The organism is Mucilaginibacter sp. (assembly GCF_036383575.1).
In the GTDB taxonomy this organism is placed as follows: domain Bacteria; phylum Bacteroidota; class Bacteroidia; order Sphingobacteriales; family Sphingobacteriaceae; genus Mucilaginibacter.
The window spans coordinates 1-11,287 of the sequence record NZ_DASVOB010000035.1 but is presented as its reverse complement, the minus strand read 5'-3'; the positions used below and the strand labels follow the sequence as shown (position 1 = coordinate 11,287).

Annotated in this window: 8 protein-coding genes; all 8 read left to right on the top strand. The window is 45.4% G+C overall.

The window, feature by feature from the left end:
- A partial coding sequence (locus VF500_RS01180) for a dihydrodipicolinate synthase family protein (protein ID WP_330857918.1) occupies positions 1–688 on the top strand: 688 nt, incomplete at its 5' end.
- A gap of 2 nt (positions 689–690) precedes the next feature.
- Positions 691–1,881 (top strand): galactose oxidase, encoded by a 1,191-nt coding sequence (locus VF500_RS01175; RefSeq protein ID WP_330857917.1) that lies wholly within the window; start codon positions 691–693, stop codon positions 1,879–1,881.
- Positions 1,878–3,119, top strand: coding sequence for an MFS transporter (locus VF500_RS01170; protein WP_330857916.1), 1,242 nt, complete (start codon positions 1,878–1,880; stop codon positions 3,117–3,119). The genes VF500_RS01175 and VF500_RS01170 overlap by 4 nt, the downstream gene beginning before the upstream one ends.
- Before the next feature lie 26 nt (positions 3,120–3,145).
- Positions 3,146–5,254: a GDSL-type esterase/lipase family protein gene (locus VF500_RS01165; RefSeq protein WP_330857915.1), complete on the top strand. Its 2,109-nt coding sequence runs from the start codon at positions 3,146–3,148 to the stop codon at positions 5,252–5,254.
- Between the two features lie 10 nt (positions 5,255–5,264).
- Positions 5,265–6,443 carry an AGE family epimerase/isomerase gene (locus VF500_RS01160; RefSeq protein WP_330857914.1) on the top strand — a complete coding sequence of 393 codons (1,179 nt, stop codon included), beginning with the start codon at positions 5,265–5,267 and terminating at the stop codon, positions 6,441–6,443.
- Position 6,444: 1 nt separating this feature from the next.
- A complete protein-coding gene (locus tag VF500_RS01155; RefSeq protein ID WP_330857913.1) occupies positions 6,445–7,608 on the top strand; it encodes a sialidase family protein in 1,164 nt (387 codons plus the stop codon).
- Complete coding sequence (locus VF500_RS01150; protein WP_330857912.1) at positions 7,598–10,159, top strand: family 20 glycosylhydrolase; 2,562 nt, start codon at positions 7,598–7,600, stop codon at positions 10,157–10,159. The genes VF500_RS01155 and VF500_RS01150 overlap by 11 nt, the downstream gene beginning before the upstream one ends.
- A gap of 77 nt (positions 10,160–10,236) precedes the next feature.
- Positions 10,237–11,287: MFS transporter (locus tag VF500_RS01145; RefSeq protein WP_330857911.1), on the top strand; the 1,051-nt coding region annotated here is incomplete at its 3' end.

Sequence of the window (11,287 nt, the reverse complement as noted above, 5' to 3'; positions counted from 1 at the left end):
AGGAACCTGCCTGGCCGATTGTATAGATCTGGCTAAACACGCTCAGAAGATTGGATTATATGCTGTATCACTGACATCTCCATTTTATTTTAAACCAGCCAACGTAAATATGCTGGCCGAAAGCTGTGTTGCCGTAGCCTCAGCCGTTCCGGATATGCCATTTTATTATTACCATATCCCGGTGTTAACGGGAGGCAATTTCTCTATGTTAGAATTGCTGAAAGCTTTGGATGGCAAGATGGATAACCTTGCCGGTATTAAATATACCCATGAGGATTTTATGGATTTTCAAAGCTGCATCAACTTTCAAAACGGTAAATATGATATGCTTTGGGGCAGGGATGAAAATATGCTTTCGGCCCTGGCTGTGGGGAGTAAAGGCGCGGTAGGCAGCACCTTTAATTATGCTGCGCCATTATATCATGAACTTATTGAGGCTTTTAACAGTAATGATTTGAGCAGGGCGCAGCAATTGCAGCAAAAATCAATTGATATGATCCGCCTGTTGGGCAAATACGGTGGAATTGCCACAGGCAAGGCTTATATGAAGTTAGTTGGTGTGGATTGCGGACAATTTAGGCTTCCGGTTGCTAATATGACGGCAGAACAGTTTGAAAACTTTAAATTAGATGTTTCTGAACTGGGCTTCGATCTTTTCAAATCAGTTGCGCCCACTGCAAACCTGTAATAATGAAATTTATAATCTATTTACTTTTAATGACAGGCAGCATCGCATTGGCGGGCCATACCATGGCCCAGGATAAGGATTTAGAAAAAATAAGCTGGTCTGTACCCACACAGATCCCTCCGGCTCCCGGGTCAAATAAGCAATTGGGCTTGGCAGGTGTTTTTACAGGCACCAACAACGGTGTTTTGATCGTTGCAGGAGGATCAAACTTTGCCGATGGCGCTATGCCATGGCAGGGTGGCAAAAAGCTTCATTATGATGACGTTTTTGTTTTGGAAAAAGCTGCGAATGGTAAATTCAACTGGCTTAAACCTAAAACAGATCATCTCCTGCAAAAAATTGCTTACGGCGCAAGTACAACTATACCCGAAGGTGTTGTTTGTGCAGGAGGTGAAACAGAAACAAGTGCGGGAAGCATCGATGTATTCTTAATGAATTGGGATCAGGAGAAGAAGTATGTTGCTTTTAAACCATTACCATCGTTACCGATATCACTATCTAATGCCTGCATAACCAGTATCGGAAGAGTAATTTATTTGATAGGCGGCGAAAGCGAAGGCAAACCATCTGCAAAATGCTTTACGCTTAATATGGCCGATAAAGATCTGCAATGGAAACCTTTCGCGGATTTGCCGGTAGCCATGTCACATTCTGTTGCCGTTACACAATCCAACGGGAAACATCCATGTGTTTATGTGATTGGCGGCAGGAGTGCAACGGCATCGGGCATAAGCGATTTGCATGGTTATACTTTTTGCTACGATCCATTCCATAACAAATGGACTAAACTGGGCAATGTGACTGATGGTAAACAACCGATAAATATTTCGGCGGCAACTGGGGTGGCTGCCGGTAAACATGATATATTATTAATTGGCGGAGATAAAGGAACGACCTTCCATCAGATAGAAACATACAACTCGCTTATAGCGAAGGCCAAAACAGATGAGGAGAAGCAGCACTTGCAACAACAAAAATTAGCCTTATTAAATAATCACCCGGGTTTTAGTAAAGATGTTTACCGGTTTAATACCATTAACCACGCCTGGAAAAAAGTGGGCGAATTGCCCTTTTACGGGCAGGTAACCACAACAGCAGTGATGTGGAATAAAGCAGTATTTATTCCCGGTGGGGAGATCAAACCGGGCATCCGCACTGCGGCCATTAGCATGGGAAAATTCAATAGCAAATGAAAAAAGGAAAAAATTATCCCTGGCTTGTGGTTGCCCTATTATGGGTAGTAGCCCTGCTCAATTATATGGACAGGCAAATGCTCTCGGTCATGAAACCGGCCATGGAAATAGATATAGCCGAACTCAAATCTGCAACCAATTTTGGTTACCTGATGGCCGTATTCCTGTGGATCTACGGACTGATGAGCCCTGTTTCGGGAATTATTGCCGATAGGTTGAACCGCAAATGGTTAATTGTTTGCAGTCTGTTTGTTTGGTCGGGTGTAACGTTTGCCATGGGGTATGCCACCACGTTTAACCAGCTTTATATCCTTCGTGCCATTATGGGCGTTAGCGAGGCCTTGTATATTCCAGCCGGGCTATCGCTGATAGCTGATTTTCATACGGCCAAATCGAGGTCGCTTGCTGTGGGTGTTCATATGACGGGTTTATATGTTGGGCAGGCGCTGGGCGGTTTTGGTGCTACAGCCGCGGCCGCTTTTTCATGGCAGGCTACTTTTCAATCGTTTGGAGTTGTTGGTATGGTATACTCAGTGATATTGATCCTGTTTTTGAAAGAAAAAGATAAAACGGGCTATGTAAGTATACCTGAGGGGGAATCCGTAAAACAGGGCAATAATTTATTCAAAGGATTGGCAGCTTTAATAAGCAACAAGGCTTTCTGGGCTATCCTGTTTTATTTTGCGGTTTCCAGTTTGCCGGGTTGGGCTACCAAAAACTGGCTGCCTACGCTGTTCGCTCAAAACCTGCATATTGATATGGCAACCGCCGGGCCGCTCTCTACCATCACCATAGCTGTTTCCTCATTTATAGGGGTGATCACGGGTGGGCTTTTGTCCGATAAGTGGGTGCAGGGAAATAAGAAGGGGAGGGTATTTACCAGTGCTATCGGCCTGGCCCTTACCATTCCTGCGCTCTTACTCATGGGGTACGGCCATTCACTGATATACGTTTTGGGGGCCGGGATCTGTTTCGGACTGGGTTATGGCATGTTTGATGCCAACAATATGCCTATTCTGTGTCAGTTTGTTTCGGCGAAGTACCGGGCGACAGCCTATGGCATTATGAACATGACAGGCGTATTTTTCGGCGCGTTCATAACGGATAGCTTGGGCAAATCATCAGATGCCGGGAACCTCGGGGCCGATTTTGCCATGCTGGCGGCTGTAGTGCTCATTGCACTTGCCGTACAGCTGTACTTTCTGCGACCGGCACGTGACGAATACGCCGATGCCTGATTTATTCCATTCCTAAAATTTAGCAGATGAAATTTAAGAACAAGTATTATCCTTTACTGCTGTTTGCTTTATTAATTGGGGTAAAACAGTTATATGCCCAAACCGGGGTTATTAAAATAGCTTGTGTTGGTAATTCGGTTACCTATGGTTATGGTCTGGCCAATCCCGCACAGGAAAGCTATCCTGCTCAACTGCAGAAACTGCAGGGGAATCAATACCAGGTTTTAAACTTTGGGCATAGCGGTGCTACTTTGCTGAAAAACGGGCATAATCCATATTATAGAACGCCGGAGTTTAAGGAACTGATAAATGCTAAACCGGATGTAGCAATTATTCATCTCGGGTTGAACGATACCGACCCGAGAGATTGGCCGGATTACAGGCAAAATTTTGAAGCAGATTACGCATGGTTGATCGATACCATCAGGAAGGCCAACCCGCATGTACATATCTTTATCTGCCGGTTAACCCCTATTTTCAGTGGGCACCCGAGGTTTAAATCGGGTACAAGGGATTGGTACTGGCAGATTCAAAACCTCATTCCTTTGATTGCAAAAGCAAATCATGCTGATCTGATCGATTTTAACAAACCGCTTTACAACCGGCCCGATCTTTTTGCCGATAATTTGCACCCGGATAAAGAAGGCGCTTCGATACTGGCTGGGACTGTTTACCGCAGGCTTACCGGAAATTATGGTGGCTTGAAGTTACCTGCCGTATTTACCGATCACATGGTATTACAGCGTGACCGACCCATCCCGGTATATGGCACGGCTAATGCCGGTGATGAAGTCGCCGTTAAGTTCAAAGGTGCCGTCACTAAAGCAAAGACCAATGAAAATGGCGAATGGAAAGTGATGCTGCCTTCATCAAAAGCAGGCGGGCCTCTTCAAATGAAGGTGAGCGCTAAGGATACCAGTATTACCCTCAGCAATATTTTAATGGGAGATGTTTGGCTTTGTGCAGGGCAATCTAACATGTATTTTCCCCTGAGCCGGTCGGCAGAGGCGGTTTCCGCCATAAAGTCTGCATCGAAGAACACCAAACTGCATTTATACAAGCTTAACCTGCAAGCTGAGACTGATCCGGTAGTTTGGGATTCGGTAAGCTTATCTAAAGCTAATAAACTGGATTTCTTTTCCGGTTCGTGGAAAGTTTGTGACAGCAGTTCGGCAGCCGGGTTTTCGGCAGTGGCTTATTATTTCGGGCAAAAGATATCGAAGGATGCCGGGGTGCCTATAGGCTTGATTGAAATGGCTGTAGGCGGCTCACCAACCGAATCATGGATAGACCGGTATACCATGGAGCATGATGATCAACTGGTCGATATGCTGAACAACTGGCGTACCTCGGATTATGAAATGGCTTTTTGCCGGGATAGGGTGGCCATCAACCTCAAAAATGCTGTCAACCCAAAGCAGCGTCACAGCTATGAACCTTGTTATAATTACGAAGCCGCCATTGATCCACTTACCCGGTTCCCGGTAAAAGGCGTGCTATGGTACCAGGGCGAAAGCAATGCCCATAACGTTGAACTTTACAGTCGTTTGTTTACAACACTCGTAAACAGCTGGCGGCAAAAATGGGGGGCTGATCTGCCTTTTTACACGGTACAGTTATCTGGCATCAACAGGCCTTCGTGGCCGGTCTTCAGGGATGCACAGCGCAAACTGCAAAAAAGGATCCCCAATACACAAATGGCCGTAAGTTTCGATCTCGGCGATTCATTGAACGTGCACCCGACCAACAAAAAGGAAATAGGGGAAAGGCTGGCCTCGCTGGCAGCGCGTTATACCTATCACCAGCCTGTTAAAGCCAATGGGCCTGAACCGTTAACAGCCCGTAAAACCGGCAATCAAATTGTGATCTCCTTTCAATTTGCTACGCAGTTAAAAACTGCAAACAGTAAAGCCTTGATCGGTTTTGAGTTGATCAATAATAAAGGGCAAAGCATTTTAACAACTGGTACCATCAAAGCGAACAAGGTATATCTCTCAATTTCTGCCGGTGAAAATATCAGGGGGATTAACTACGCCATGCAGCCATTTACCAGGGCTAATTTAATTAATGAAGCGGGGCTGCCCGCTCCAACTTTTACCATGCAGTTGCATGAAAAGGGAAACGTGTTTTATTAAATCTACAACAATGAGTTATTCTGATACCGACTTACATACCTTAAAAACATTTTACGAGCATCAATTACTACAGGATACCGTACCGTTTTGGTTTCCCCGCTCTGTTGATGTACAATACGGCGGCTACCTGCTCATGCGTGACCAGGACGGCAGCCTGATAGATGATGACAAAGCCGTTTGGATCCAGGGCCGGGCCGCGTGGCTGCTGGCAACTTTATATAACACCGTTGAACCTAAACAGGAATGGCTGGACGGCTCACGTTCGGGTATTAACTTTTTGCTTGACCATTGCTTCGATACCGATGGGCAAATGTTTTTCCACGTAACGCGTGATGGGAGCCCGATCCGTAAACGTCGTTATTTTTTTTCCGAAACGTTCGCGGTTATCGCAATGGCGGCCTATGCCAAAGCATCGGGCGATGAGATCATCGCTCAAAAGGCGAGGGACTTGTTTGGTAAATGTATCGAATATGCCACCGTACCCGGTTTGTTTCCTCCTAAATTTACGTCCAATCGTCCCTCAAAAGGCATTGGCGTACCCATGATCATGATCAATACAGCACAGCAATTACGCGAAACCATAGGCGACCCGCGTTGCGACGAGTATATCGAAAAATGGATCAAAGAAATTGAGAGCGATTTTGTGAAGCATGATATCAAATGTGTGATGGAACAAGTTGCGCCCGACGGAAGTATCATTGACCATATCGACGGGCGCATATTAAATCCCGGTCATGCGATGGAAGGTGCCTGGTTTATTTTGCATGAAGCCAAATACCGTAATAACGATGCGCACCTGATTGAACTTGGCTGCACCATGCTGGATTATATGTGGGAACGCGGATGGGACAAAGAACATGGCGGTATTTTATATTACCGCGATGTTTATGACAAACCCGTACAGGAATATTGGCAGGATATGAAATTCTGGTGGCCGCATAATGAGGTTATCATAGCTACGCTGTTGGCCTACACACTCACCGGCAACGAAAAATATGCCCGCTGGCACAAAATGGTGCATGATTATGCTTATGATAAATTTCATGACCCGGTAAACGGCGAGTGGTTTGGCTATCTGCACAAAGATGGCAGCCTGGCTCAAACAGCTAAAGGCAATTTGTTTAAAGGACCTTTTCATTTACCCCGCCAGGAATGGTATTGTATGCAATTATTAAAACAACTGAAATAAGATGAAGAAATTAATCATATCCATATTAATCTGCCTGTTTATTACTTCTGTTTACGCACAGCAGCAGGAAGTAACAGTTTTTAAATCGGGAGCGGACGGGTATAAGTCATTTAGGATCCCGGCCATCATTAAAGCTCCTAATGGTGAACTGCTTGCCTTTGCTGAAGGCAGGGTAAACGGCAGCGGCGATTTTGGTAATATCCAAATTGTATCGAAGCGAAGCGCTGATGGCGGCAAAACCTGGGAGGCTTTACAAGTAGTTGCCTCTAATGATACGTTGCAAACAGGCAATGCTGCACCCGTGGTTGATAATACTGATCCGGCTTATCCTAAAGGCAGGTTGTTCCTTTTTTACAATACAGGTAATGCACCGGAAAATATGGTGCGCAAGGGAAAAGGACTACGCGAGGTGTGGTATAAAACATCAACAGATAATGGTTTAAGCTGGTCGGCCCCGGTGAATATTACCTTGCAGGTTCACAAACCTAAACAGCCGCAGGTTAACAGCGCTTATAACTTTAATGAAGACTGGCGCAGCTATGCCAATACCCCCGGTCACGCCATACAACTGGCCGCCGGGAAATATAAAGGCAGGATCTACATAGCAGCTAACCACTCTGCAGGCGAACCGCAAAAGCATTACGCGGATGGCCGGGCCTTTGGTTATTATACAGACGATCATGGCAAAACATTCAAGCTGAGCGATGAAGTGAGTTTCCCCGGTGCCAATGAAAATATGGCGGTTGAACTCAGTGGCAATAAACTGATGATGAATATCCGCAATCAGTTGGGTAATATAAAACAACGTATCGTTACCACAAGCAGCAATGGTGGGCAAACCTGGGATACCACTTATTTTGATCCCCACTTGCCCGATCCTGTTTGCCAGGGAAGTATTTTAAATATCGGTAAAAGCAAAGGCAAAGCAATCCTGGCTGTTTGTAATGATGCCGATACCCTGCACCGGGATAACCTTACCCTCCGCATTAGCTATGATGAAGGTAAAACGTGGAAACAGAACTATATTATAGCCAAATCGCCCGAAGGTTATAAAGGAGATTATAGCGCGTACTCGGACCTGGTTGCGGTTGATCAAAAGCATGTAGGCATCCTGTATGAAAAGGATGATTATAAACAGATAGTTTTTACCAGCCATGATTGGTAAACGGATCTTTTTTACCTTTTGCTGTCTGCTTGTTTTCAGGGTGATGACGGTTGCGCAGGTACAATTACCTGTTTATCCCGATTCTCTGTTTTCTACCTATTATCAGCAGCGGGTAAGCCATTTTAAAACGCTGCCCAAAACTACAGATGATATCATTTTTTTAGGGAACAGCATTACCGATGGGGCTGAATGGAGCGAGCTGTTTAGCGATAGCCATATCAAAAACCGCGGCATTAGCGGGGATATCAGCGCGGGCGTAATTGCTAGGTTACCGGAAACGGCCGATCGTAAACCTGCAAAAGTTTTCCTGCTCATCGGTGTAAATGATCTTTCGCGGAATACACCGCCGGACAGCGTGGTTAAAAATATCATGCTGATCGCCAATTATCTCCATGAAAAAACGCCTGCTACTTCGGTATACATACAAAGCATTTTGCCGGTCAATAAAATCTATAATAAGTTTGGCTCGCATACTGGTAAGTCGGCTCAAATTACTGAAGTAAATAAAAAGCTTCAGTCAGGTGCGGCCAGTAGTCATTATACCTACATCAACATTCATGATGCCTTTTGCGGAGCCGATGGGCTGCTTAGGCCCGAACTGACCAACGACGGGTTGCATCTAAAAGGAGAAGGATACCTGATCTGGAAACACCTGATCTATCCCTATGTTTTTGACCTCGGATCGAAGCCGTCTTTGCTTCCAATGCCGCAATCGTTAAAATGGCTGCCCGGTTTTTTTCCGTTTTACAAGTGCAGCTCAATTATTGCGGATAAAGGTTTGGCAAATGAAGCTAATATTCTTGAGCAATTGTTGAAGGCAAATGGCGAACCGTCCATTAGTCATGATTCAGTTGACAATAAACCTTATATCGCATTAAAGCTCGCTAAAGTTAAAGCGCCGAGGCTGGCAGATGAGGCTTACCATTTACAGGTTTCGGAAAAACGGGTTCAAATAACAGCCAATACAGCTCATGGTATTTTCAATGGTATTCAAACGTTAATACAATTACTAAGAGACAATGTAATGCTGGATGCCTGTGATATAACCGACTGGCCGGCTTTTGCATGGCGGGGCTATATGGTTGATGTAGGCCGTAATTATCAATCGGTAGAACAGCTAAAACAACAGATCGACAGGATGGCTTTGTACAAACTGAATGTATTTCACTTTCATGCAACAGAGGATATAGCCTGGCGTTTAGCGATCCAAAAATATCCGGAATTAACCCGCCCGGAGAATATGCTGCGCGATAAGGGGCAATTTTATACTGTTGATGATGTAAAAGAATTACAACGTTTTTGCAAAGATCGGCACATAGAGTTCGTACCTGAAATTGATATGCCGGGCCATAGCGATGCATTTAAGCGGGCTTTTCATTGCGATATGCAAAGCGATACCGGTATAAAGATATTGAAAGAGATTACCCGGGAGGTGTGTGAAACTTACAGACCAACTTATCTGCATATTGGCGGGGATGAGGTAAAGATCAGCAATGTTGGGTTTTTACCGGAGATGTGCCATGCAGTTGAGCAATACGGTGTAAAAACAATAGGATGGAGCCCCGGCGGTAATGTGCCTCAAAACACCATCAGGCAGTTATGGATGAAGGAAGGCCCCGTAGATAAAAAGGTAAAATATATCGACTCGCGGCACATGTACCTTAACCACATGGATCCGCTCGAAAGTGTAACTACCCTTTTTTACCGGATGATCGGTGATGCCCCGGTGGGCAATAACAATGTATTAGGCGGTGAAATCTGCCTGTGGAACGACCGCGCGGTAAACCGCCAGGAAGACCTGTTAACCATGAACCCGGTATATCCGGCTATGCTCGCCTTCGCCGAACGATCATGGAGAGGCGGGGGGAGATCGGGATGGACTGCTTCTATCCCGGCTGGAGATACATCGGCATTAAACAATTTTAAAGAGTTTGAGAGCCGTTTGATCGATCAAAAACAACAATATTTCAAAACATTGCCGTTCTCTTATCACCGGCAAAGGGATTTGGTTTGGGATTTTTACGGGCCCTATGATAATGCAGGTAACCTTGCCGCAAGGTTTAAACCCGAAATCGATCCATCGTTTAAGGATAGTAATTCGTTTACCGCAAAGGGCGGTACATTAATATTAAGGCATTGGTGGTATCCCTTAGTAAATGGCTTGATCCCACACCCCAAAGAAAATACAACATGGTACGCCTCCACAAAGATCTGCAGCGATGCAGATGGGTATCAAAACTGTTGGATAGGCTTTAATAACTTGTCGAGATCATATACCACGGATACCCCCGGGCCCGGTACGTGGGATGAGAGGGGAAGTGAGGTTTGGGTAAACGGTAGTTTGGTTAAACCACCATTTCTTAAATTTGCCGGGAGAAAAGGAAACCTGGAAGCGCCATTGGTTGATGAAGGTTATGAATACAGGCAACCCATAAAGATCTATTTAAAAAAGGGATGGAATAGTATATTGGTTAAATTACCGGTTGCCGGTTTTATCGGAAAAGACAGCAATAACCCGGTGAAGTGGATGTTTACATTTTTGCCGTTTTAAGAGCCTGCGTTTATTGATTCATATCAATGTTTCCGGAATTGCAGCACGGTATCTTTGCGGTCAAAATAAATATGTAAATGTCAACATTAATAAAAAACGTGCTTGCTCCTGAGTCCGGCGATACCGGGCAAAATAATAAGATCTTCAGTGTGCTGATAACCATTTTCGGGATGATCTTCCTTGAATTTCTGATCATGGGTATTTCACTTGGGGTTTTACCAAATTACGTGCATGGTAGCCTTGGGTTTAATAATTTGGTGGTAGGTGTGGTTATCGGTCTGCAATATGCAGCCACGCTATGCACCCGTCATTTTGCCGGTAAAATGGCCGATTCAAAAGGCGGCAGGCAGGCGGTGATCACCGGGATCCTGATCTCATCCGTCTCCGGTATTTTTTGCCTGTTTTCCCAATTACTAACAGCTATGCCTGTTGCTTCCTTATCGGCATTAATTGCAGGCCGGATCTTATTGGGCATTGGCGAAAGTTACCTTGTTATCGGTGTTTTTGCCTGGGGATTTATCCTCGTAGGTCCCAAAAATACGGGTAAAGTAATGGTGTGGAACGGCATGGGAATGTATGGCGGCATGGCCTGCGGCGCGCCATTGGGCATATTTTTGCAAACACAATGGTCAATTACAATTGCGTTTGCCGCCCTTGCCTTGTTACCAGCCATCAGCTTTCTTGCCATGTTAATGCTGCCGGTAGTGCAATTGCCAAAACAGCTGGCGCGACTGCCATTTTACAAGGCTGTAAACCTGGTATGGAAATCGGGTACAGGTTTGGCTTTTGCCAGTATCGGATTTGGCGGGATTGCCTCCTTTATAACCTTGTTTTTTATACAACAATCATGGCAGGGGGCGTCATTTGCTATCACCGCTTTTGGTGCAGGCTATGTTGTCGTGCGGATATTTTTTGCTGGGTTCCCGGATAAATTTGGCGGCGCAAGGGTGGCTATGATATCTTTACTGATTGAGATAGCCGGGCAGCTTTTGATCTGGTCTGCCACATCAGCAGTAATGGGCATAGTGGGGGCGGGGCTTACCGGTATTGGCATGTCGCTTGTTTTTCCGTCATTTGGCACCATCGCCGTAAAAAGGGTCAGCGCCGAAAACCGGGGAATGGCTATGG

Coding starts and splice junctions, on each gene's coding strand:
- VF500_RS01175 (WP_330857917.1), top strand. CDS start 691: ATGAAATTTATAATCTATTTACTTTTAATGACAGGCAGCATCGCATTG.
- VF500_RS01155 (WP_330857913.1), top strand. CDS start 6,445: ATGAAGAAATTAATCATATCCATATTAATCTGCCTGTTTATTACTTCT.
- VF500_RS01170 (WP_330857916.1), top strand. CDS start 1,878: ATGAAAAAAGGAAAAAATTATCCCTGGCTTGTGGTTGCCCTATTATGG.
- VF500_RS01165 (WP_330857915.1), top strand. CDS start 3,146: ATGAAATTTAAGAACAAGTATTATCCTTTACTGCTGTTTGCTTTATTA.
- VF500_RS01160 (WP_330857914.1), top strand. CDS start 5,265: ATGAGTTATTCTGATACCGACTTACATACCTTAAAAACATTTTACGAG.
- VF500_RS01150 (WP_330857912.1), top strand. CDS start 7,598: ATGATTGGTAAACGGATCTTTTTTACCTTTTGCTGTCTGCTTGTTTTC.